Origin of the sequence: Sphingobacterium sp. HJSM2_6, from assembly GCF_049316305.1 — a bacterium.
Taxonomy (GTDB): Bacteria; Bacteroidota; Bacteroidia; order Sphingobacteriales; family Sphingobacteriaceae; genus Sphingobacterium.
In genome coordinates, this window is record NZ_JBMOXB010000006.1 from 102,219 (window position 1) to 127,805 (window position 25,587).

The following is a 25,587-nucleotide window of genomic DNA, read 5'->3' on the forward strand; positions in this document are numbered from 1 at the left end:
CCTTCCAATATCATGTCATCAAGATGTTTTTAATGATTTTTCTCTATTTTTACTGAGTTATGCCATACGGTATGTTATGATTGATATAAAAAATATTAAACTTCCCAGCTTTCAGTTTTTGAAAAAGAAATGGTTTATAATATCACTTTCCAGTGTTGTTGTACTAGCTTTAATAGGACTTTTATGGGGCTTATCCCTGCGCGGATCCATGCTTGAAAAAGCGATATCCAAAGTTAAAACCAAATTAAAAACGGATTATGCATTAAACTTAGAGATTGGGCAATATGGATTTTCTGGGTTAGCCACAGTCGATTTTAAGCGTATTAAGCTAATTCCAGATTCTTCTGAGCAATTAGCCGCTATAGATGAAGCGCAAGTTTCCATCAATTTATTCCCTTTGCTATCAGGAGAAGTTCAACTAGGCGATTTAAAATTATTGGATGCTGATTTTACTTTAGTTAAAAAAGATAGCAGTTCCAACTATGATTTTATTTTCCGCAAATCAACTAGGAATCAGGCCGATACCTTGCATGCAAACCAAGCCACATTGGCCGAGAAAGTGGATCGACTACTTCAACAAGTGTTCTTAAAAATACCACAAAACCTTACTTTAAAAGATGTTAGCTTATCCTACCAAGACAGCAGTTCAAAACAAGTAGTTATCGTTCCTAATGGTATTATTGATGATGGAGACTATGATATTGATGTTTTTTTAAATGAACAAGAAGCAAAATGGAATTTTAAAGGAGCTGTCAATCCCAGTAGAGAAACCCTAAATGTGACTATTTCTTCGGAAAATAAAGACGCGGAAATCCCTTTTATTAATAAAAGATTAGGGTTGAAAGTTAGTTTTGATGAAATGTCATTTCATTTAGATGAGGTCTCTAGAAAGGGCAAGGAATTTTTACAAATCTCCGGAGGATGGGATTCGAAAAATTTAAAAGTTTACCATCGCCGATTATCAGAAGAACAGATTTTGGTCCCTCAAATTACCGCACAAGGTGGATTATTAATATCAGAAAACACCCTGGAGCTAGTTAAAGGAACAGACGTTCAAGTCAAGGAATTTGCGTTCCAACCGCAAATTAAATACGCTCGAAAACCGAATCGATTGCTGAGTTTAGCCGTTCATACCGGAAAATTTGAAGCACAGCACTTTTTTGATGCCATACCCAAAGGTTTATTTGAAAATCTGGACGACATCCAGGTGGAAGGGCAAATAAATTACGATATGGACTTTCAGGTGGATTTAGATAAGCCCGATGAGTTGAAATTTAGTTCCTCTATAGATGATTCGGCATTGCGTATCAAAAAATGGGGCAAGGCTGATGTGGCGAGCTTAGTCGGTCCGGTGGTTTACGAAGCATATGAGGACACGTTGAAAATGCGAGATATCCTCTTATCTTCGACGAATCCCCAATTTACACCATTAAACCAAATAGCACCAATCTTAAAGAAAACGGTATTGAATACAGAAGACCCGTATTTCTATGACCATAAGGGTTTTGAATTAGAAGCGTTTCAATTGTCTTTAATCACAAATATTAAAGAGAAGAAATTCAAAAGAGGAGCAAGTACCATTTCGATGCAATTGGTGAAAAACTTGTTTTTGAATAGAAATAAAACCATGATGCGCAAATTTGAAGAAATATTGCTGGTTTGGCTTATGGAACAATCAAATCAGGTAAGTAAAGATCGATTATTTGAAATTTATCTGAATATTATCGAATGGGGTAAAAACGTCTATGGAATAAAGGAAGCGGCACAATATTATTTCGGAAAATCGCCTGCAGATCTTCAAATCGGAGAGAGTTTATATTTATCAAGCATTATTCCAAGACCGAAAACGGGATTATCCTCCTTTGATTATACAGGCCATTTAAAGCCTTGGGTATTGAAACATTTCAATACCTACGGTTATATCATGACCAAACGAAATCAGTTGGAAGGCGAGTCCGTTCCTGCAAATTATGGGTTTTATGAAGTCGAACTACAACAAGGATTACGTCCAGCTAGACCGAAAGGCCTTACTGATAGCATGATGACTCACGACGATATTAAAGATATGGTGGATGAAATAGATCAAGAAGAGGCGATAAGAAGAACATTAATTGAACGATTATTAGGTCGTGAACCAAAAACAAAAGATAACTAAGGAATGAAAAGAATACAAATCGACCAACTGAAATTTGAATTAATGATCGATTATGATCAAATCCAAAAACGAATTCGTTTGATTGGCATAGATATTAATTTAAGGTTTGAAGAACAACATCCTGTTTTTGTAGGTGTGTTAAACGGTTGTTTTATGTTTATGGCTGATTTAATGAAACAGATACATATTCCTTGTGAGATGTCCTTTGTAAAGTTGGCCTCCTATCAAGGGACCAATCAAGAACATATCCAAGAATTGATCGGTGTAGGGATGTCCTTGAAAGGCCGTCATGTAATCATTGTAGAAGATATTGTAGATACCGGAAACTCATTGGTACATACCATAGAAGCACTGGAAAAATTGGAAGTAGCAAGCATTTCTGTAGCTACTTTACTGTTGAAACCAAGTTGTTTGCTGTATCAATTTGATAATATCATGTATGTTGGGTTTGAAATTGAAAAAGAATTCGTGGTTGGTTATGGACTTGACTATAATGGCCAATGTAGAAACCTGCAGGATATCTATCGCAATGTGCTAGATTAGGGTTATTACCGATAGCTACAAGTTAAGACATGATCATTTACCATACCCACAGCTTGCATAAAGGCATAGCAGGTGGTGGGCCCAAAGAACTTCATGCCTTTTTTCTTCAGATCCTTAGCAAGTAGAATAGAAAGTTCGGTCTGCGCTGGAACCTGTTTTAAGAGCTCAAAGTTGTTGATGATGGCTTGCTGATTTGGTAAAAATGAATACAGGTAAGTATAAAAGCTCCCATAATCTTGCTGAATTTGCATAAATATTTTTGCATTGTGTATGGCACTAGCAATCTTTAATTTGTTTCGGACTATACCTGGGTTTTCTAATAATTGAAGCATGTCCTCTTCACTGAATTTAGCCACTTTCTTGTAATCAAAATCTGCAAAAGCTTTTCTGTAATTTTCCCTTTTTCGCAATATCGTGATCCAACTTAAACCCGCTTGTGCTGACTCTAATATTAAAAATTCAAATAATATTTGATCATCTTTGACTTGTTTTCCCCATTCATGATCATGATATTTTTGATATTGTTCATCATTACTACACCAACCACATCGAATTATTTCTTTCCTACTCATATTTCAATCTATAAAGCAATTAAAATGTTCTAACTTTGTTGCATCCATGAAAAAGTTGATACTTATCCATTTATTCATTATCCTATATTTTCTTGCAGGAGCTGCTATTAAGGCGGCATCTGCACAAACGACCCTCGCAGATTCTTTACAAGGGACAAATACGTCCATATTGCCAGATTCTATAGCAGATTTAGCCGGAATGAATCTTGTGGATTCTTCTTTTAAATATACTTATATTATTGATCAACCCCTAAATAAAGCATCGATTTTTCAACAAGAAGTGCAACGTATTTTGAAAAATGGCAAGCACGATTTATTGTTCGATATCCCCACAAGTTTTAAACATGAAGATATCGTTCCGACGAATGATGGTCAACAGAAACAGTCCCGACCAATATGGGTTTTATTTGTTGTAACCTTTCTTTTTATTGTGTTGGGTGTTTTACGGATTATTTTCCCTGTCGAGTTGAAAATTATTGTAGATGCCTACTATAAGGAGCGACTTTTAATACAAGTGAGTAAAGAAGATAACCTTGCGACATCATGGCCATATATCTTTTTGTATGTTATATTTAGTTTATCTTTAGGTTTATTTGTTGTATTGTTAATCTCAAATTTTAACGATTATAAATACTTGACTTTTGAAAATTTTATCAAAAATTCAGGTTTTATAGCCTTGCTTTTTATAGCTAAAATACTACTTATTCGATTTGTTTCTTTTGTTTTTCTCCTTGAAAAGATTGTGCGTGAGTACATTGCTATTTTATACTTGATTTATTTCAATAGCATGTTTATTCTATTACCATTCCTATTAGCAGTCGTTTTTTTACCAACAATATATTTTACCTCCATCGCGATTATTTATGCCATTTGCGTCTTTTTATTGTTCACATATCGTTTCGTTCGAACCGCTTTTCACCTCTTTGGAAATTTCAAATTTTCTATTTTTTATTTAATTCTTTATCTTTGCAGTCTCGAACTCGCACCAATTTTAATTTTAGTGAGGTCTCTAAGTAATTAAGAAAGTAATTATGCAGATTGATGTAGAAAGATCAAAAAAAGTAAAGAGTGTACTGGTTACTTTACCAAAACCTGATAATGATAAATCCCCTTACTTCACAGTAGCTGAGAAATACAATTTGAAACTTGATTTCAGAGGGTTTATTCATGTGGAAGGTGTATCGGCAAAAGATGTGCGAAAAGAGCGTATCAATTTTGCAGATCACTCCGCCGTTATCTTCACCAGTAAGAATGCTGTCGATCATTTTTTTAGAGTTTGTGAAGAGATGAGGTACGAAGTATCAGCTGATATGAAATACTTCTGTATTTCAGAGACGATTGCATTGTATTTACAAAAGTACATTCAATACCGTAAACGCAAAATTTTCTTTGGCAAGCAAACTGCTAAGGATTTGGAAGATGTTTTAAAGAAACACAACAAAGAAAAGTTTTTATTTCCTTGTTCCGATGTTGCCAATGAAGAAACTCAGCGTTGGTTGCAAGAAAATGGTTATGACTTTACCCCTGCTGTCTTGTTTAGAACGGTAATCAGTGATATTAAAGATTTGAAGGATGTATTTTACGACATTATTGTCTTCTTTAGCCCTTCAAGCGTTCAGTCACTTTATGAGAACTTTCCAGATTTTGTGCAAAACAATACCCGTATTGCCGCATTTGGTTCCAGTACACAACAAGCATTATTGGAACATGGCTTAATCTTGGATATTCCTGCGCCTACACCATTAGCACCAAGCATGACCATGGCTATTGAACAATACATCAAAGTCGTAAACAAGTAATATCATTTTTTACGAGTTCTATCTTTATAGAATCTAGCGTAAAAAAATTAATATATTTCATCAGGGAGACTTGGCATACAGGTCTCCCTGATTTTTTGGTCTAGTCCAAGACTCAAAGAATTCCTTAAATTTTGCTGTTTATTTTTCGCTAAGTTTTTAGCTCCATAATCTTTTCGCAATGGCGAAGTTTGGCCTGGCTTTTTTAGACTTTGATATTTTTTTTCTACGGATCTCCTTCGGATCTCAATCGGAACATCATAGGATATGGAACGAAAAAATCCGACTGAATTGCGATGTTTATGCGACCTAGATACATTAAAATGGCCAATTATTTCGGAATTAATTTTCGAATTATCTTGCCTTTGTATTCCGGGCATTTGTCTAAATTTTAGGAGGCCTTTGTGACAGACTTGGGTCTATTTAAAAAAAGGTTAGGGAAATTTCCATTCATGATATCCCATTTTAATTAATTTTTAAAAGAATTATACGCCATAAAAAACATGGATTATTCAATTTAAATCAAGATGGAATAAAAATTGCTTAAAAGAAACATCAGTTTGATTGAATCCTATTGTTGGGTTAACATTAGGTAGAATCAATTTTTTTTTGTTAATTAAAATTTCGTTTTTCACTTTTATAGTAGAATTAGACTTTTTAATTGAAAAACTAATCAAATTAGATATACTGATTTAAGCATATAATGATACTTAAACCGTTTTATAAACATCTACCCTTTGTACTCTTACTAGTTGTTTCCATTGTTGGATGTAATAGACCTGATAGTTCCGGAGAATTAGTTGGGACACGTTTGAATCGATTAAAAGCAAATAAAACTCCGTATGGTATGGTTCTAATACCGGGTGGGACTTTTATTATGGGGCAATCGGATGAAGACATTACTTTTTCGCAGACAGCACAAAACAGGCAAGTGACTATTGCGCCATTTTATATGGATGATACCGAAATCTCTAATAGTGAATATCGTCAATTTGTGCATTGGGTTCGGGATTCCATTCTGCTATATAATCACTTAGCAGATGACTCGTACTTTGTCGATGAAGGAAATGGCAATCGGCATATTGATTGGGAGAAAGTGCAAAAAAGTTCTCCTTGGGACACCAAAGATGCTGCAAAAAGAGAACGCTTAAATGCCATGTATTATCAAGGTGAAGACCGCATATTTGGAAAAAATGAATTGGACGTTCGGCAATTGACTTACCATTATGAATGGTACGACCTTCGGGCTGCGGTGGCAGCTAAAAATGATCCTACAAAAAAACGTTCTGATTTTATCATGCGCGATACCATGTTGATCTATCCCGATACCACGGTTTGGTTAGCGGATTTTTCATATGCTCAAAATGAGCCCATGGTAGAAAGCTACTTCTCACATGCCTCTTATGATGAGTATCCGGTTGTGGGGGTCACTTGGAGACAAGCTCAAGCGTTTAATACCTGGCGTACTTTGCTATTTAACAACACCGCAGGTCAGCAAAAAAAAGAAGAACGTGCACCCTATCAATTACCATCAGAAGCACAATGGGAATATGCTGCGCGGGGTGGGAAGATAGGAATGCAATTTCCATGGGGAGGTCCCACGGCTAGAAATGCAAAAGGCTGTTTAATGGCTAATTTTAAACCAGGTCGTGGAAATTATATGGACGATGGCGCCGCGTATACAGCGCCTGTATACTCTTATTTTCCAAATGATTATGGATTGTACAATATGGCAGGAAATGTGGCTGAATGGACGCAGTCGAGCTATAACGAATCAGCTTATTCTTTTGTTCACGATATGAATCCGACCTATACTTACCATGCGGATGCGAATGAAAAAGAAACAATGAAACGTAAAGTTGTTCGTGGAGGATCTTGGAAGGATGTAGGATATTTTCTTCAAAACTCTACCCGTCAATATGAATACCAAGACACCTCGAAATCATATATTGGATTTAGAACCGTTTTGGCCTATAAAGGTGTAACAAAATAACATACAACCACAAATAAAACTTAACATGGCAAGAAAGAAAAAATTCAAATTTGGAATAAACACATTAATTAATTGGGGGGCAACCGTCGTAATTATCGGTTTGATGTTTAAAATTCTTCATTTTCCTTATGGTAATTGGATGATTGGAATCGGTCTAGCGGTAGAAGCTTTATTATTCTTTATTATGGGGTTTTTGGCTGCCGAAGAGGAAGTGGATTGGACACGTGTATATCCTGAATTGGATGAGGAATTTGCGGGAGAACTGCCAGCAAGAACTGCAGCAGTGAATCAAGTAGCGCAACCTATAGCGATAGGTAATACAGCTGCTTTAGACAAACTTTTGCAGGATGCAAAAATTGATGAGCATTTAATTGGCAACCTGGGCGATGGTTTGAGAAGTTTTGGAGATAAGGTTGCGGCGATATCCAAAGTGTCGGACACAGCAACAGCAACAAATCAATTTGCCGATAAATTGAATGCTGCATCTACTGGAGCGGCACAATTAAGTCATGCTTTTGAAAGAGCAGCGGCAGATTTACAAACGTTTAACGAGTCTTCAGCAGATATGCAACAATTTAAAGAACAGGTAAGTACATTCAATAAAAACTTAGCTTCTTTAAATGCTATATATGGCAACATGCTTTCGGCGATGAATACAACAGGAAATAGATCATAAAGGATTTAACTAGATCATTAAATAGATAATTACTTTATGGCTGGTAAAAGAGAAACACCTAGGCAGAAGATGATTGGCATCTTGTATTTAGTTCTACTTGGATTAGTAGCATTAAATGTAAGTGACTCGTTGTTGGATGCTTTTAAAAATTTAGGGGATAGTTTGAAAACATCCACTGAAAATACACAAACTGGGATTGACAACATGTTTTTGTCATTCCAGGAAACGAAAATGAAAGAGAATCCAGAACGTGCAAAACCTTTATTAGATAAGGCGGAGCAAGCTCGGAAATTAATTGGCAATTTGACCACTAAATTGAATGAATACCGGGAGTTATTTGTTCAGAATGGTGGTGGTATCGATGAAAATACGGGTGATGTAAGCTACCGCAGTGATACGGATATCTCTCCCCGATTAATGCTAAATGAAGGTCGAGGTACGGAATTAAAGAACTTAATAAGTAAAACGGCTGCTGATTTAAAAGGATTAAGTAATAATGAAGTAAATTTCAGTCTTTCAGCGGAAGATCCTAAACCTCGGGGAGGGATAAAGAAAACGTGGGAAGAGTCTAATTTTGGCGATGGAATCCCATTAACTGCAGCAATAACAGCCTTAGAAAAAATAAGTGCTGATGCAAAAAACGCGGAATCTGCTGTTGTGAAACATATCTTTGGAAAGATGGACCAAGCAGTTGTCAATTTAGATCGTTTTTCTGCGGTCGCTGTAGCGCCAACTTCTTATTTAATTCAAGGACAGCCATATTCGGCGAAAGTATTTCTTACCGCTTATGATTCTAAATCTACCCCTCAAATTGCAGTCAATGGTTCTGCATTACAGGTGGTCGATGGACAAGGAACATACACCGTTAATACTTCCGCAGAAGGGGTATTTAATTGGAAAGGTACTATTCAAGTTCAACAAACGGATGGTACGCTGAAAACCTATGAAACGGAACCGATGTCTTACCAGGTGGCACGCCCTTCGGCTGTTGTATCACCAGACAAGATGAACGTATTGTATATTGGGGTTGATAATCCAATATCAGTATCTGCACCAGGAATTCCGAAAGAAAACCTTTTGGTTTCAGGTTCAGGGGTTTCAGTTTCAGGTTCTGGTGGAAAATACAATGCACGTGTGTCTGCGACCGGGGAGGCTACGGTGAATGTATCTGCTAAAGTTGGTGATAAAACCCAACAACTGAGCAGTACCAAATTTAGAGTGAAACGTATACCTAAACCAACAGCTCGAGTAGCAGGAAAAACTGGTGGACGTATTTCTGCAGCTCAACTAAGGGGACAAAATGTAGTAGCGGCATCCTTAGAAAATTTTGAATTCGATGCTAAATTCAGCATATCAAAATTCAATATGTATATCGCTAAACCTAGAGTAGATCCTGTAGGGCCATATTCGACCAGTGGATCTAATTTTAGTGCACAAATGAAATCTGGACTAAGTGGAGTCACTAGTGGTTCCGTAGTTATGATTTATGATATTGTCGGTGTAGGCCCAGATGGGGTGGCTCAAAATCTGGATCCTATCACTTTTCAAGTGACTAATTAATCAGCGTAAGATGATTGAAAATATGAAAAAGATGCTGTTTTCGATTGCCATGTTAGTTTCATTGCAGGCTATGGCGCAGCAAGAAAATCTAAACAATAGCGTAGACCCTATTGACACCCTTCCTCCGATCGATGGCTATGTCATGAAATCGGATGTGGAGAACCGTAAGGTGGTACCCTATGCTAATATTCGGCAAACGGATATTGCATTTAGTAAGCGGGTGTGGCGTGAAATTGATCTACGTGAAAAATTTAATCAGGCCTTTGCTTCACCGAAATCGAGTTTAATAAGCATTTTATTAGAAGCCATCCAAGAGGGGAAATTAAGAGCTTATGATCCCACACCTACGAAAAATGATCCCAACGGAGATTCTTTTAAGACATTGCTAGCACCCGATCAGGTGATGGCACGTTTCGGTGGAGACTCTATTTTAGTGGAGGAATTTAATGAGAACAATGAGGTGGTAGGATCCAGCTATCAACAGCGGGATTTTGATCCAACCCAGGTGGTCAAATTTCGTATTAAAGAAGATTGGATATTTGACAAGCAGCGTTCGGTTTTTGAAGCTCGGATTATTGGCATAGCACCTTTAATTACGCCTCAAATACCTGGAATGAGTGATTTCCAGGCTCCGAATGCCGATGAAAACGCGGCAGCATCTCCTGCAGATCCTTTCGATCCTTTTGCAGTACAAGCTGCTGAAACGGAAGGGGCTGAATCTACCGCAGAAAATGCCAATGTACCTATAGCAGCAATCCCTGCTCAACCATTTGCACCGCAAATTGATGCCACACCAGCATTTTGGATTTATTTTCCAGAAGCAAGGCATGTGCTGGTCAATAAAGAAGTAATGAATAGAAACAGTGATGCTACAGGGTTGAGTTACGATGATGTGTTCATCAAACGAATGTTTTCCAGTTATATAGTAAAACAATCTAACCCTGAAGATTTGAGAATAAAAGACTATATTTCCGATGATTTAGAACGACTTTTTGAATCGGAACGTATAAAAAAATCGCTAATGGATTACGAACAAGATCTCTGGTCCTATTAGAAAATTGATTTTAGTCATTTTTTTAGAAAATATTTCTACATAATTTGCTTTAGAAATGCAATAATTGCTGTCAAGGTAATATTCAAAGCATATATTGTAGGAATATTTTTTTTATGTTTGTATAAATACAAAAAAGGTAAACTTGTGAAATTAAAACCTGTTAATAGTATCTCTGGTGTTGAACCGAAAGACTTCGTAAAAGATTATCTTAATAAGAGTCAACCGGTAATTATAAAGGATTTTATCCGTCAGGATAGTCCTTGTTGGACCAAATGGAGTTATGACTATTTCAAAGAAATAGCGGGTAACGAACAGATCGATGTATATGGCCGTGAAGAGGAGTCTCAAAATCATGCAGCTAGCCCTCCAGTGGGTAAAATGAGTTTTGGGGAATACCTAGATTTAATCAGTAAAGGTCCTACGGAATTGCGTCTGTTTTTATTCAATTTATTGAAGATTAGACCTGAATTAAAAAAAGATGTTGTATATAATGATTTAACTGACGGAAAAGTCCTACAATGGCTTCCATATATGTTTTTTGGAGGAGAAGGTTCTGCAACAAGAAATCATTTTGATATTGATATGTCTCATGTATTCATCTCTCAATTTCAAGGAGCAAAACGTATTTGGTTATTCCCGAATGATCAATCGGATCTTATGTATAAGTTGCCCTACAATTTTCATAGTATAGCTAATCCTAAATTTAGCAAGGTAGAAGAGTATCCAGGAATTGAGTTTTTGGAAGGATATGAAGCGGTAATACATCCTGGTGAAACTTTATACATGCCTGCAGGCTGGTGGCATTATATTCAATATGAAACTGAAGGCTATTCCATTTCTGTACGAGCACTAGCAAATACATTAAGTGAGAAATTGAAAGGAGCTAGAAATTTATTCATTACGCGTCATTTTGATGATACGATGCGTAAAATATTTAAAGATAAATGGCTGGATTATAAAATTAAAACTGCTAGAAGTCGCGCAAATAGAGCGATGAAGAAGTTTAAAAATTCATAAACCAACCCCATAAAAAAGGAGGTCTTTAACCAAAGGCCTCCTTTTTTATGGGGTAGTTTTTCTAATCTACCTCTTCATCGGTTTTATGCTCTAAACTGTATTTATAAAAAAGCTGGTATGGATCTGATGGATAAACTCGGGCATCAGGATGGTGCTTAAATGGCTTGTTTGGATTAAAAAGATCTTCTAATTGTGTTTTTAGAAAATCGACAAACCGTATTTTTTGCGCTGATAAATTTTCATCTGTAAAGACCATATTGCCCGATTTATTTCTAAAAATAGTCCCGTCTTCACGCATCCTTCTAGCCACATACAAATGAGGCTCAAGCCCAGATATCCCTTTAACCTGTTCATAAACATAAGCATAAAACAAGGTTTGAAGTAAGGCCTTATTGCTCGTGTTTTCGCTAAATACGGCATCTAAATTACTGAATAAGACTTCATCCGCTCCGGTTTTATAATCTACTATTCTCATTTTGTGCTCTCCATCTTTCGTAATCACCTCATCTACACGGTCAATAATTCCAAAGAGCTTAATTTTTTCTGTTTTACCTTCAATCTGCAGGTCAAAATTAAGGTAATAATCCTCGCTGTTTTCTAATTCTATAATTCGTATGGCTTGGTATTCTTCGATGTCATAACTGAGGTAGAGTTTAACATATTCACTAGCAATTTTATGCATGATCCGTTGGAGACTGTTCAAGTCATTTAGTGTTTGGATATCACTGGAATAAACTTTTGCAATTTCTTGTAAGACCAATTGATCGACTAATTCGATTTTAGATTTAAAAATGGCGGTTTCTGTAAAATCTTCTAAGCCTACTAAGGGGGTTAATAAGTGCTCCATACATTCATGAATAATGGTGCCGAGTTTATTCATTTCAAATTCCTGAGACACTGTTGGAGGTTCTTTAATCTCCGCAACATACTTGATGAAAAATTGAATCGGAGAGGATAAGTAGGTTGTAAATGCAGAGGCGGATAAAGATTTCCCTTGTACTATGTATTTTGAATATAATGCATTCCAAACCTCCTCTTTCTTTTCAATAATTAATTCATCCGGCTGTGCTGGAAATAATAAAGGTTGTTGTTGGACATGATGGATAAAGTTAAAATTGGTTTCAAATTCCAATTGTTTTATAAATCGACTTTCTTCACCAGTACTGTTTTCATCAATTATTCCATTGTAAAAAAGGTGAATATTGGGGCTGTATTGAAAATGCCTGTAAAATAGGTATGCGGATAATGCGTCTTGATTTTCCAATACAGGTAATTGATAGGCTTTTCGCAGATTATTAGGAAGGAAGGTTGGCGATCCCGCAATTTTAGGTAATATACCTTCATTAGCTCCTAAAATATACACCTGGTCAAAATTTAAACATCGACTTTCTAATAAACCCATTATTTGAATCCCTTCTAAAGGGTTTCCTTGAATTGCCGAGTTGATGGGTGCAATAGCTTTTCGGATTAATCCTATTTGAAAACCAATGCTCAATCGTTGTAAACGTTCAAATCCTAATTGTAACTGTAAAAGTACTTTTCTAAGTTCGATTAATAAATCGACTTCAATGCGATTGATTCCTTCCTGACTTTGAATGGCCTGTAGAAGGTCCTCAACGATTTGCAATAGCATAGATACGACTTGATCCTCTTGGATAATCGCTTGAAAATAATAGGGTACACAAGAGCTTTCAATACGAATGTCTTGAAGAGGAACTTCAAAAAGTTGTTTTTCAGCGATTTCTTTTTGGATATTTTTTTGTTGAATCGCGCTCATTCGTGCTAATGGATGAGCGATGAATGTCTCCAATAACGTATACGGAATTTTATCTTTTTTATATTGCGATATCTGTACTTGTACCTCCATCCATAGGTCGATGAATCCGTAAATAGGGGATTGGATCAACGGATAACCGGTGGTAATATTAACATGATAGGCGGGTAAACTTTGTAATAAAGAAACTAATAGACTTTCATCGGCCAATAAGATGGCTGTGGTTTTAGTAGGGTCTTCTAGTAGGGGGCGATTATTGGAGAGAATATCGTATAAGAGTTTCGTCTCACTATTCTTTCCTAAGCATTGGTATAGATGTACATCCGTAGTCTGACTAGCGATATGATCTTGAAATGGACCCAATGCATTAACTAAGCCTGTTTGATAGCAGTTTTTCCGAATAAATAACCCTGCTTCTTGCATGTTATCTTCTGTATAATGCCGATCTGCATCAAAGTAAAACAAAGCCTTTTCTTGCTCTTGCCAGGACTTGAATAAGGTTGCTTCTGCTTTATTTAGAGCGTTAAACCCGATGAATAATACTTTTTTGTAATCGTTAATAAATTCATTGTTTTCTGCACGTCCCTCTGCCAATTCACGATAGATACTCGCATGATTAGTTTGTTTTTCTGCCGCTAATTTTTCTTTGAATGCTTGATATAATTTGGGAAGCCTTCTCCATAATTTTAAAAAACGTTGCTGGACTGCTGAATGTCCTTGCTGACTGAAAGTTTGCCAAAACTGCTTGATAAAGTATAATTGCTCTTCCGTAAAATGCTGAAATGCTAAATCAATTTCCATTTGATCGTTTAGTTCTAGGAAAACCTGATCTATGGGTACTAAGTCATAATCCAATTGGTTGAAGTCACTTAAAATAATTTCAGCAATGGGATAAAATTCTTCTAATGACTCGGGCTCTAGGCCTTCTTGCATTAATAAGTCGTTGTGAAGTTCATACAAGTAAAAGAATTGACTGAGTGGACTTGCTTGTGTCTTGCTTGTTGATTTTGCAAGGAACTCTTGGATGGTAAAAAACTGTGGAGACCATAATGCTTGTTGATAGACATCAACTAAATGTTTTTTTAAATAAGTAATAGGTCTCTTGTTATTGAAAACGATAGCGATATCTGCTAATTCTGATCCAAAAAGCTGTTGTATATGTTCTGCAATAATGCGTAGAAAAGGTTGTTTCATAATTTTTTAGATAACTTGAACTAATTCTCGAGTCTTAGCATAATATAAATAGCCTTTTACGTTTTGATAGCCAATACTCCTTAATGCTTCCATGTACAGGTCTACCTGTTCTTTGTGTTTGGAATAATTTCCTTGTGTAAATTTAAAATCCAGTACGATAGTTTCATTGGGGCTCGTAAAGACTTTATCTGGTCTTTTGGTTTCACCACCTGCAATAAGAATGCTAGCTTCATTCCAGATTTTATAATCCCCAGAGAGCCATTGTTTAATTAGCGGGTGTTTCCAAATCTGGTTGATTTCATCGAGAAGAATCTCCCGTTCTGCACTGGCGATAATTCCTTCTTGAATATATTGATCTACTAATCTTAGGATGTCTTTTTCTTCATAAACTAGTGCAATAATCTCATGCGCCAATTCCCCGTATTGTGCAGCTTTCTCTAAGAGTAATATTTGATTTACATTCTCTTTTACTGTTCGGTTAAATACCTTGTCGAGTTCTGTTGAAACAGGGTAATGGTTTATAGCGGTAGGAATATGTAATAAGGATTCTTTTTCTGCTGGTTTTGGAAGAATTATTTCTTGAATATTCAGTTGTAGGTCTTGTAATTTGAAGGGAGATTGCGCTGCCGAAAGTGCCTGATAGAGAATATCAGAAATATATTCACTTTTAACATCAAAGCCAATAATTTCGTCCTCTTTCTTTTTATCCCTAATTTCTTTAAATGCAGGAGCAGAGATGTACAAGTGCTGTTTCGCGCGAGTATTGGCAACATAGAAGGTGTTCAATGCATCCATGTAATTAAAGAGCATTTCTTCGTAATATTGTTTATAAAATATAGATCGACCTAAGATTTGGGTATACTTTACCGGGATTTTTCCCAAGGTTTCGAATTCAGTATCGGCTACGGAAATCCAAAAATCTGAATTGATCATTCCATCTATGGCCCAGGAAGAATAGGGGATCATCACGACATCATAGGCTAAGCCTTTAGATTTATGGATAGTCGTCACCTCAATCGCGTTGATTTCACCATTCGTAGGTAATACAGCGCGTTGCCCATCTTCTTCCCAATATTCCAGAAATTGTATAATGCCTCGATCTCCACGACTGGAAAATTGCGTGATGATATCTTTAAAAGCTAATAAATAGGGTAGATGTATACTCCCAGTTGATCCTAATTCATATATTTCAATTAATTTTTCAATAAGATGAACCATCGGCATCTTCTGTAACATAGCCCATTGCTCAATCAGTTGATGTGGTAGGATTCCTGCTAAATCAACTAGTGAATTATGTTTAAATGTTAACCATGTTGAAGGTTCAAAGGATGATTGTCCATTGATTAATTGGTAATAATAGCACATATTCGCATGAATGATGACATGCTGATCCGATTGAAATACAAATGCCTTTAATGTTTCCAGGAGGAGTGCTATCGCATGATTGGAAGATAAGGTGAGGGCATCTCCAGAAACCACATCAAAATTGAGATTTTGCTCGTACTTATAACGCATTAATGCGTGTATGATCGTTTGTGCTTGTTTATTGCTCCGGACTAAGATGCCAATTTGAGCAGGCTCATATCGACCTGATTGTATCCATTCGCCAATTTTCTGACATACTGCTGCCGTGGCAAGCTCCATGACTTGATTGTTGCGGTATCTATTGTCTGAAACAGGGAAGAAATTTATTTCTATTGAACCTTGAGGATGGGATGAATCTAATTTTTTTACAGGAATTTGTTGTTCACTTCCTGCATACGCTTTGATCAATAGTTCGGCATTTCCGGAAGTATTCCACCAATTTTTACCCTCCTCATTCAATACCTCATTCACCTTTTCGTTTAATACGTTTTGAAGTAGATTTGGTATGCTTGAAAACAAGTAATTGTTTAGTTTGATAATGTTTGCTAAACTGCGATGATTATTATCTAAGCTGGAAATTTTTAAGAAACGATCTTTATCTGTTTGTGATAAATGAAAATTGTCCATAACCTGCTGTTCTACTTGGCTTAGTAAAATCCGCCAATCGCCATTTCTCCAGCGGTAAATACTTTGTTTTACATCGCCAACGATGAGGTGTTCATTCCATTTTCCTGCACTGGTACTTAGGGCATTTAATAGTAATGGACTATAATTTTTCCATTGAATTCTTGACGTGTCTTGAAATTCGTCAAAAAGAAAATAATTATACCGATTTCCTATTTTTTCCCATATAAATGTAGGGTCGTTATGTTCGTCTAAACCAAGTTTATTCAATAGGATTTGGGCATCTGAGATTAATTGTGCACTATTTTCTTTTCTCCAAACGCTGAGTAATTCACTCATTTCTTTGAGTAACCTTAAATAATACAAATTGGAATCTACAGCTTGAAATGCGATATACCTAGCAAAATGTCTTTGCAAAGCTACAATGCTGTCGATATAGGGTTGAAGGGCAAAAATAAGATCGTAACGAATTTCTTTAGTTTGATCTGTAAATTCTGCTTCATTATCATTTAATGCAATGAATTTGTCAAATATTTTTTCCTGAAGTTCTTGATTGGAGAGTTTATGGATATGGGGTGATATTTTGCTAGCGGATACTACTTTATTTCTAGATTTTCCTTTCATCTCCGATTCATCAATTCCTAATTTTTGAAATTCTTCATGGAATGCAGTGATAGCACTTGCTAAAGCTGTGCGGAATTCTTCACTTTTTTTAGATATTTCTGTATGGAGAAGGTTGAAGATTTGATGACTATCTGCTCCTTGGATATAACTATCAAATTCTTGAAAGTTTTCAGAAAATATTAAACTAGCCAGTGATGTTAATTGTTGGCGGTAGTTCCAGTTTTCATTATTATTAATTTTTTGTTCGGCAAATCTAATAATCCAATCGAGTAGTTCGGGTTTCTCATCGAGTAAGTGATTTAACATAATGGTTAGATCTTGTTTCACTTTACTCGTATTCATTTCAATACGGTAGCCAGCATCTAAATTGAGCTCGTAGGTAAAACTTCGAATAACTTTTTGAGAAAATCCATCTATCGTGCTTACGGAAAAATGGCTGTAATCATGTAGAATTCGTTGATATATTCGGTAGGATTTTTCTCGAAGGTCTATTTTAGTCCATTGAGGATATTGATCGAGAATTTGAAAACGATATTGATTAATGAAATTACTTTCATGCCCTAAGGCAAGCCCTTTCAGTACAGAAAGGATTCGCTCTTTCATTTCTGCTGTAGCTTTATTGGTAAAAGTGACCGCTAATATTTCACGATAATTAGTTTCTTTTTCAAGTAAAAGAGCAATATAATGAATGGTTAAACTGAAGGTTTTGCCAGATCCCGCGGATGCCTTTAGAATCGATAAAGGAGCTACATTTTTCATGTTATGAAGGTAAGAAAGTAAATGGAATAATGGAAGATATAGGCTAGGTATGATTGGCATGGATATATAGTTTAGTGTCAACCAATATTTTAGTTTTTTAGGGTACTTCGCGGCTTCCTTTAAAAGATAAAACCTTGTTTTTCAAATAAAAAAATAATGCTTATCTTTGCGTCCCCTCTAGCACGTAGCTCGGGGGATATGTTGAATACATAAAAAAAATAGAAAATGGCAACTAAAATCAGATTGCAAAGACAAGGTAAAAAAGGAAAACCTTTTTACCATGTAGTAGTAGCAGACGCACGTGCTCCACGTGATGGTAAATTCATCGAGCGTTTAGGTTCTTATAACCCAAACACTAATCCAGCGACTATCGTATTAGATTTCGATAAAGCGTTAGATTGGATGAACAAAGGTGCACAACCTACTGAAACAGCTCGCGCTATCCTTTCTTACAAAGGTGTTTTATACAAAAAACACTTGCAAGGTGGTGTGAAAAAAGGTGCTTTCGATGAAGCAAAAGCTGAAGAGCTTTTCGCAAATTGGTCAGAAGGAAAAACTGCTCAAATTGAAGGTAAAAAATCAGGTTTAGCTAAAACTAAAGATGATGCTAAGCAAGCAGCTTTAGTAGCTGAAGCTAAGAAAAAAGAAGAAAAAGCAGCATCTATTGCGGCTAAAAACGCTCCAGTTGCTGAAGAAGCAGCGGAGGAAGCTACTGAAGAAGCAGCTGAAAACACGGAAGAAACAGAAGGCTAGTCCTTTTTTATTATTCGAAGAAGCCGATTTCATTAGAGATCGGCTTTTTTGTTTATAGCCTTATTCAATCAATAGTTGTTTGATGCAGTCTTGGGTATTTCTAATAATGTATTCCTAAAAAAAGGGCTTGTCCAATTGGACAAGCCCTAAGAATTAATCAAACTTATGAAAATTTATTGTGTAGGGTTTTGTGTTAATGTTCCAGGGTATGAATTGATTGCATCCTGAGGGATATAAAAAGTTACTCTGAAATCAGTAGCAGGCACATCTTCGGTTTGATTATGTGGTCCTGGATATTTTCTTACTAATGGATCACCATTGCGGAAAACATCATAACTACGTTCTGCTTGGTAGGCTAATTCCAATTGTCTTTCTTTATCGATTAACTTGCTCGCATTTGCCGAAGTCAATGAGGAATAAGCGCCATCGACGATGGATCTTGTTCTAATCAAATTTAAATCCGTTAAGGCCTCATTATATTTTCCTTGTTTAGCTAAAGCTTCTGCACGATTTAAATAGACTTCACTTAAACGACTGATAATAGGTGAGTGTAAATGTGAATTTTCGCCTTCTTTAGAACATTTTGTAATGTAAAACTGTGGATATACACGGTTTAATGAAATGTAATAATCAATATATCCTTTATATGTTTTACCTCCTTTGTAATTGATGCTGTAAATTCCTTGTGCTGCATCGATTGCAGTTAAGGTATACGTATCTTCTCCATCTTTACAAGTAATGGTATTTCCAGTTCTTGTAGTAGGTGCTTGAACGTAATTTAACGTATTTCCTGCATCATCTTTAATGAAACGGAAAACTTCGGTATATTCTCCTGTGTTTTCATCTGTAGCATAGGTTGGTTCAATAAATGCAGCTCTTGCATCTACAATTTTATAATGATCGGGTCTCCAGTCGTTTCTACCAGTTTCGTTTAATAGATCAATATATTTTGCACTTGCATACATTTCTCCCCATCCCATTCCACCAATGTTAGCGTACATACCACCGATACCGTAGTAATGGTCGTAACCAGCGTATTCTGAAGCAACACGTTTGATGGCAAAAATGGTTTCTTTGTTGTCCTCTGGTTTGAAGCTGTTATATTTTAACGCTTCTTCTCTAGGCAATATGCTATACTTGTTGGAAGCTATTACTTTATTAGCATATTCAACGGCAAGGTTAGCAAATTCTGTATTAGGCGCTGCATATGTACCACTCATGTATAAATACACTCTAGATAAAAGAGCCTGAGCCGCTTCTTTAGTTCCGTATATCGCTGTTTTACTTAAAGTCATTAAAGACTCTGCCTTTTTTAGGTCGGCAATGACTTGTTCATACGTTACTTTCACAGTAGCACGGTCAGGTAGATTTAAATCCCCAAAGACATCTTCTGGAGTTCCATTGACAATAGGGACACCTAGGTTCGTTTCTGGGTTTTGGTAATAAGGTTTACCATAGGCACGTACTAAATAGAAATACATCATTCCGCGTATGTAATAACACTCGCCAATGTTTTGATCTATTTCTGCACTCTTACCTTCTTCCAATAGTTTTATAGCATTTGAAGCTTGCGCGATAGCTTTATAACTGGAGTTCCAAAAAGTTGTAAGTCTTCCGTTATTTGGAGTACGCGCAAAGGAAATAAATTCGTAGAACGCATCGGTTGAAGACCCCCGAATCATCATGTTATCGCCCGCATATGCACCGGCTCTATGCATGGGGTCTGACCATGCTTTAAGCTGTGCATAAGCACCTGTAATCAAGGCATCCGGGTTTTGGCTAGCTTTGTCTGAATCTAACGATCCGTAGGGTACTCGATCAATTTCGCAGGAACTTAAAAACACTGCTGACATCAATACTAAATATATCTTTTTCATATCCTGTAATCAAAAAAATTAAAATGTAACATTAAACCCAAACATAAATTTGCGAGTTGCTGGGTAAATGGAAGGTCCCGCTGTACCTAAAATACCACCTGTGCTTTCGTTTATTGACATCTCTGGATCCACCCCTGAGTAATTGGTGATGGTAAATAAGTTTTCTCCAGTTAAGAATAAACGTACATTTTTCATATGGTATTTTGATAGATCTAGGTTATAGCCTAAAGTCAAGGTACGAAGTCTTAAGAAGTCGTTATCCTCTAAATACCTGGATGAAGCAGAATTTCCCTTATCTTGATTGTTGTATTTTGCTACGGGATGAGTGGCTTGATCACCTGGTTTTTCCCATCTAACCCAATCATCTTGTAGTTTTACTTGATTTCTGTCGGTATAAGTACCATCTGAATCATATTCTTGACGGAAATAATTATAGGTTTTTCCACCAATGGAATAGCCAAAATTGGCATTTAAATCAAATGCTTTGTAGCTTAAATACGTGCTGAATCCACCAAATAATTTTGGAGCAGCGTTTCCTAACTTTTGGAAAGTTGCAGCTGAATAGTTAGAGGTTGTTGTTCTGGCAGTTTCGTTACCATCAGCATCTTTTTCTACTTTATACCATAATGGTAAACCATTATCTGGATTTACTCCCGCCCATTCCTTCATGTAATAGGTGTCTACAGGTAGTCCTGGTTCTAACATACGTTGCGCTGAACCTGCAATATTGGATCCATCACCAATGATTACTGGTCTAACGACATAATTTCCAGCGGCATCACGAGTAGGATATAATTTAGTTAGTTTGTTAACGTTATGACCAACATTCACATTTAAACTCCATAATAAATCATCTTTTCTGATGATATCTGCACCTAAGGATACTTCAATACCTTTATTGTTCATTTCTCCGATGTTTTTCCATAATGAGGTTACACCGACTAAGCCTGTAATAGGCACTGCATAAAGAATGTTTTTAGTGTCTTTGCTGTAATAATCTACTGTTAAGCGAAGTCTGTTTTGCAAAAATGCAGCTTCAAGACCTGCTCCAGAAGTATAGGTGTTTTCCCAAGTTAAATCTGGATTACCAATTTGGCTGATTAAAGCGCCTGGTTGTTCATTGTATCCGGAAGCCGAGGAAACTGAATATAAGCTGTACTGAGGGTATAAGATACTTGGTACATTACCTACTGATCCGTAAGCGGAACGAATTTTAAGGGCATCAATCCAATTCACATCAAACCATTCTTCATTATGGATGTTCCATCCTGCACCAATCGAGAAGAAATTACCATATTTATTGTTGTTACCAAAGTAAGATGCTCCATCTCTACGGAAGGATACCTGACCTAAATATTTATTAGCGTATTCGTAATTTGCAACAGATAATACCGACTGTTTTGCCCACTCACTGATTCCACCTTTTGTTTTTTCTGGTTTTGCTACGACATCGAGTACTTCAAATCCAGGGATAAATCCTGTTCCAGCAACATCTAAGGTTTTAGTGGTATAATCATTGAATTCATATCCTAAGTAACCGTTTAAGTTGTGTTGATTCCATGTTTTGTTGAAACGGAAAATCTGACTGCTGTATCTTTTGTTGTATTCTGAACGGTAATTTGTCAAACGACCTGTTACACCAATTCCTGCATTTGATCTTGGATCTTCATAGCCAAAAGAGGAATAGGTATTCACAATGTAATTATTCACAGAAGAGAAAGTTAACCAATCTGTAATTTTTACATCAAAGTCTAAGTTACCCATCAATTCATAATTCGTATTACCATATTTATTCCACTGAAGGTCATATAAGTAATTGGTACTGGCATTATTGACCCATGAGCTGGCACGATGTGGTACTAATTGTCCGTTTTCATCGTATGGGCTATCCCAAGGTAAATTGGAGTACATCGCTGTAGTTGAGTATTGCCTATCATCTACTCCACGTCTAGCTCCAACTAAACTAGGTTTTACTGCTAACCAAGAGAAAGGTTTGAAAACCGTATTCAACCGCACATTGTAACGGTCAAAGTCGTATCCTTTTACAGCTCCTAATTCATTATAATATCCAAGTGATAAATAAGATTGCACTTTCTCTGTTCCTCCATTGAGGGAAACATTATGGTTTTGTGTAAAACCATTTCGGGTAGCTAAATTCCACCAATCAAAATTGCTGTTTTTAAGATCTTCTTTCCAACGTGGGAATTTAATGACATCGGCATTGCTAAATGAGGCATAATAATCATAGAGTTCGGAGCCATTCATCATCTGAAGATTTCCGTTGGTCAATTGGTTAAAACCTACCTTGGTCGAATAGGATAAGCTAAGGTCTTTTGAAGATGCGGTTTTTGTCGTTACGACGATAACCCCATTAGCTCCTTGAGAACCATAAACGGAGGTAGAAGCAGCATCTTTTAGAATGGCGATGTTTTCGATATCATCCGGATTTAAATCGCCGGGATTATTTCCGAAAATTACCCCGTTAATCACCCATAGAGGACTTGTGGATCCACTTAATGTCGCCTGTCCACGAATAACAACGCCACCGCGTGCACCAGGACGTCCCGTTCCAGGAGCAACATATACTCCAGGGGCTTTACCGTTCAACATGTTTTCTACTGATGGATTGGTTACATCTCTTAATTTGGAACCCGATACCGTAGATAGGGATCCTGTTAGACTTTCTTTCTTTTGGGTTGATCCGTATCCAACAACAATGATCTCATCAATATTATCACTGGTTTCTGTTAGGCTGATGGTTAAAGTCGCAGCAGTAATGCTGACTTCTTTTTTCTCATGGCCTATAGCTGTGATAATTAATGTTTGTCCTACACTAGCATCGATGGAAAATTCACCTTTATTATTTGAGGATGTTGCTTTTGCTGGATTTTCTTTGACTGCAATAGTCGCTCCTTCTATAGGACCAGCACTATTGCTTACCTTTCCTTGGATGCTTTGCTGGAAATTAGACTCCTTGATGGGACTTGGCCAAGTGTTTGGCGTTGCCCTTGCTTCAAGTTGACTGAAGGATGCTAGTATAAATGCTGCTGAAAAGGGGCATAGTGTACTAGCTAAAAAAAAATTGAGTAATCTTTTTTTATACATATTTAATTCAATTAAAGTTTTAAGGTTCTGGGGAACCATAATTAGGGTTTGTTTAATACAATGATAAAGTAATTGTTAATTAATAATTTTAGTGAAGCCATATCAAACGATTGCTTAAATTGTGCAAACGATTGATATTGTAACGAACAATTGAATTATTAAATTAATATTTATTTAATTAGGTCAATTAGTTGTTTTTATTTAATTCAAGTGTGATTATTCTTAGGATAGCTTAAGTTCTTTTGTTGGGTTTGGAACATTTATCTAAACGCTATAGTGATGTACGATGAACCTTTTCCACTTATATTGCGTATTTTTGTCGTTTAAGATACATCATGACAATAGATCAAAGTTTTTATATAGGTTATATTAGTAAATCGAGAGGATTGAAGGGGGAATTACAACTATTCTTCGAGTTCGAAGAATATGCAGCTTTAGATTTGGATATTATCTTTATAGAAATTGATAATAAATTAGTGCCTTTTTTTGTGGATCAGATAAAACTCCACAACAATAGTACAGCTTATGTTTCTTTTGAAGATGTCGATCATATTGATAAAGCACAACCTTTGGTGCGTAAAAAGATGTATTTACCCCTTGAAAAAATGCCGGAGCGTGATCCCAATGATTTTAGGTATACTGATTTAGTCGGATATTTGGTAATTGATGAGGTGGAAGGTGAATTGGGAGAAATTACAGAAGTTCAGGAAATGCCCCAACAATTTATTGCGACGATCGCTATGGAGGAAAAAGAAGTCTTATTTCCACTCAATGAAGATCTAATCGTAGGCATTGATCAGGAGGAAGAGGTGATCGTCGTTAAACTACCAGAGGGTTTGATTGCTATGTATTTAGAGCAATAATCCAATTCTTATCATCTTTTTTAGTATTATATTTTGTCATTCCTCTAGGATTGACGATATTAGCCATCGCTTATAGAGAAAGGTAGAGGGAATAGACCCGCTGAAGCCTTAGCAACCTGATTCATTCAAGGTGCTACATTCTACCCCGAAAGGGAAAGATAAGCTGCAAACCAGACCCACACTGCGTTTTCTCTAAGCCTTAATATATTTTTATGAAAATTATAGATCATATTAAAAACGCAAAAGGTAAAACCTTATATTCTTTCGAATTACTTCCTCCAGCTAAAGGACAAGGTATACAGAGTATTTTTAAAACTATGGATGAATTGATGGAGTTTAAACCACCATTCATTGATGTTACTTACCACAGGGAGGATTATCTATATAAGCAACATTCCAGTGGCTTATTGGAACGAGTTTCTTATAGAAAACGACCAGGAACCGTTGCTATCTGTGCAGCTATCATGAGTAAATATAAAGTGGATGCAGTTCCGCATCTTATTTGCGGTGGTTTTACGAAGGAGGAAACGGAAAATGCTTTAATCGATTTGAATTTTTTAGGAATCGATAATGTGTTGGTACTGCGAGGTGATGCTCGAAAAGGAGATGCTGATTTTATTCCAACCCCAGGTGGACATGCCTATGCCACAGAATTGCTAGAGCAGGTGGTGGATATGAATAGAGGCCGATACCTGCATGAGGATATTACTATTGCCGAGAAAACAAATTTTTGTATCGGTGTAGCGGGTTATCCTGAAAAACATTTTGAAGCCCCCAATTTTAATACAGATTTTAAATGGTTGAAAAAGAAAGTAGAGATGGGTGCCGAATTTATTGTAACCCAAATGTTTTTCAACGTTGAAAAGTATAAAGAGTTTGTCATTAAGTGTCGGGAAAATGATATTCATGTGCCTATTATTCCAGGGTTAAAACCATTGACTAGTAAAAATCAATTGATTACTTTACCTCGAATATTTCACTTAGATATCCCAGAAGACTTGAGTGATGCCGTAGCAGATTGTAAGACAAATGCTGATGTAAGACAGGTAGGAGAGGAATGGTTGGTGCAACAATGTAAAGAATTAATTGAATTTGGAGCACCAGTAATGCATTTCTATACCATGAGTAATCCAGGTCCTACTAAAAAGATTGTGGAGAAACTTGTATAAGTTCCCTACGATTAGCTCAAATAATAAGAGAGTCAAGCAAAAACAGCTTGACTCTCTTGTTATTTAATAGTTTTATTTCGCTGTCGATGATATTAAACCTATTTTTGTTGAAAA

18 protein-coding genes and 1 riboswitch are annotated in these 25,587 nt (G+C 36.4%); of the genes, 12 read left to right on the forward strand and 6 right to left on the reverse strand.

Annotated features, from left to right (window positions below):
• Nucleotides 1–76 precede the first annotated feature (76 nt).
• Entirely contained in the window at nt 77–2,155 is a 2,079-nt protein-coding gene (locus ACFRAE_RS07315) for a transglycosylase domain-containing protein (protein WP_422796481.1), read from the forward strand.
• Nucleotides 2,156–2,158: 3 nt separating this feature from the next.
• Nucleotides 2,159–2,698, forward strand: coding sequence for a phosphoribosyltransferase (locus ACFRAE_RS07320; protein WP_422796482.1), 540 nt, complete (start codon nt 2,159–2,161; stop codon nt 2,696–2,698).
• Nucleotides 2,699–2,703: 5 nt separating this feature from the next.
• Here the strand turns inward: ACFRAE_RS07320 and ACFRAE_RS07325 are convergent, their stop codons facing one another.
• Entirely contained in the window at nt 2,704–3,270 is a 567-nt protein-coding gene (locus ACFRAE_RS07325) for a DNA-3-methyladenine glycosylase I (RefSeq protein WP_422796483.1), read from the reverse strand.
• Between the two features lie 46 nt (nt 3,271–3,316).
• On the opposite strand from ACFRAE_RS07325, the gene ACFRAE_RS07330 reads away from it, so the two are divergent.
• Both ACFRAE_RS07330 and ACFRAE_RS07335 read left to right on the forward strand, forming a co-directional pair.
• The gene (locus ACFRAE_RS07330; protein WP_422796484.1) at nt 3,317–4,291 is read left to right on the forward strand and encodes a DUF4271 domain-containing protein; all 975 of its coding nucleotides are present in this window, start codon (nt 3,317–3,319) and stop codon (nt 4,289–4,291) included.
• A 10-nt stretch (nt 4,292–4,301) separates the two neighbouring features.
• A complete protein-coding gene (locus ACFRAE_RS07335) occupies nt 4,302–5,069 on the forward strand; it encodes a uroporphyrinogen-III synthase (RefSeq protein ID WP_422796485.1) in 768 nt (255 codons plus the stop codon).
• A gap of 47 nt (nt 5,070–5,116) precedes the next feature.
• Here ACFRAE_RS07335 and ACFRAE_RS07340 read toward each other — a convergent pair whose 3' ends face one another.
• A complete protein-coding gene (locus ACFRAE_RS07340) occupies nt 5,117–5,446 on the reverse strand; it encodes a hypothetical protein (RefSeq protein ID WP_422796486.1) in 330 nt (109 codons plus the stop codon).
• A gap of 323 nt (nt 5,447–5,769) precedes the next feature.
• On the opposite strand from ACFRAE_RS07340, the gene ACFRAE_RS07345 reads away from it, so the two are divergent.
• From ACFRAE_RS07345 to ACFRAE_RS07365, 5 genes are all read left to right on the forward strand, one after another.
• Nucleotides 5,770–7,059, forward strand: a complete 1,290-nt coding sequence (locus ACFRAE_RS07345; protein WP_422796487.1) for an SUMF1/EgtB/PvdO family nonheme iron enzyme — start codon at nt 5,770–5,772, stop codon at nt 7,057–7,059.
• A 25-nt stretch (nt 7,060–7,084) separates the two neighbouring features.
• A complete protein-coding gene (gene gldL / locus ACFRAE_RS07350; RefSeq protein ID WP_422796488.1) occupies nt 7,085–7,735 on the forward strand; it encodes a gliding motility protein GldL in 651 nt (216 codons plus the stop codon).
• A 36-nt stretch (nt 7,736–7,771) separates the two neighbouring features.
• Nucleotides 7,772–9,295, forward strand: a complete 1,524-nt coding sequence (gene gldM / locus ACFRAE_RS07355; protein ID WP_422796489.1) for a gliding motility protein GldM — start codon at nt 7,772–7,774, stop codon at nt 9,293–9,295.
• Between the two features lie 10 nt (nt 9,296–9,305).
• A complete protein-coding gene (gene gldN / locus ACFRAE_RS07360) occupies nt 9,306–10,349 on the forward strand; it encodes a gliding motility protein GldN (RefSeq protein WP_422796490.1) in 1,044 nt (347 codons plus the stop codon).
• Between the two features lie 144 nt (nt 10,350–10,493).
• Nucleotides 10,494–11,366 (forward strand): cupin-like domain-containing protein, encoded by an 873-nt coding sequence (locus tag ACFRAE_RS07365; RefSeq protein ID WP_422796491.1) that lies wholly within the window; start codon nt 10,494–10,496, stop codon nt 11,364–11,366.
• 61 nt (nt 11,367–11,427) lie between these two features.
• On the opposite strand, the gene ACFRAE_RS07370 is transcribed toward ACFRAE_RS07365, so the two are convergent.
• Together ACFRAE_RS07370 and ACFRAE_RS07375 are read right to left on the reverse strand one after the other, a co-directional pair.
• Nucleotides 11,428–14,334, reverse strand: coding sequence for a PD-(D/E)XK nuclease family protein (locus ACFRAE_RS07370; protein WP_422796492.1), 2,907 nt, complete (start codon nt 14,332–14,334; stop codon nt 11,428–11,430).
• A 6-nt stretch (nt 14,335–14,340) separates the two neighbouring features.
• Entirely contained in the window at nt 14,341–17,706 is a 3,366-nt protein-coding gene (locus ACFRAE_RS07375) for a UvrD-helicase domain-containing protein (RefSeq protein WP_422796493.1), read from the reverse strand.
• A gap of 225 nt (nt 17,707–17,931) precedes the next feature.
• Between ACFRAE_RS07375 and ACFRAE_RS07380 the strand changes: the two genes are divergently transcribed.
• Entirely contained in the window at nt 17,932–18,459 is a 528-nt protein-coding gene (locus ACFRAE_RS07380) for a 30S ribosomal protein S16 (protein WP_422796494.1), read from the forward strand.
• 173 nt (nt 18,460–18,632) lie between these two features.
• Here ACFRAE_RS07380 and ACFRAE_RS07385 read toward each other — a convergent pair whose 3' ends face one another.
• On the reverse strand, nt 18,633–20,336 hold the full coding sequence (locus tag ACFRAE_RS07385; RefSeq protein WP_422796495.1) for a RagB/SusD family nutrient uptake outer membrane protein: 1,704 nt from the start codon (nt 20,334–20,336) through the stop codon (nt 18,633–18,635).
• Nucleotides 20,337–20,354: 18 nt separating this feature from the next.
• Complete coding sequence (locus tag ACFRAE_RS07390; protein ID WP_422796496.1) at nt 20,355–23,441, reverse strand: SusC/RagA family TonB-linked outer membrane protein; 3,087 nt, start codon at nt 23,439–23,441, stop codon at nt 20,355–20,357.
• A gap of 335 nt (nt 23,442–23,776) precedes the next feature.
• Between ACFRAE_RS07390 and rimM the strand changes: the two genes are divergently transcribed.
• Complete coding sequence (gene rimM, locus ACFRAE_RS07395) at nt 23,777–24,304, forward strand: ribosome maturation factor RimM (RefSeq protein ID WP_422796497.1); 528 nt, start codon at nt 23,777–23,779, stop codon at nt 24,302–24,304.
• 67 nt (nt 24,305–24,371) lie between these two features.
• A riboswitch (SAM riboswitch) is annotated at nt 24,372–24,469 on the forward strand.
• A 47-nt stretch (nt 24,470–24,516) separates the two neighbouring features.
• Nucleotides 24,517–25,473, forward strand: a complete 957-nt coding sequence (locus ACFRAE_RS07400) for a methylenetetrahydrofolate reductase (protein WP_422796498.1) — start codon at nt 24,517–24,519, stop codon at nt 25,471–25,473.
• The last annotated feature ends 114 nt before the right edge of the window (nt 25,474–25,587 follow it).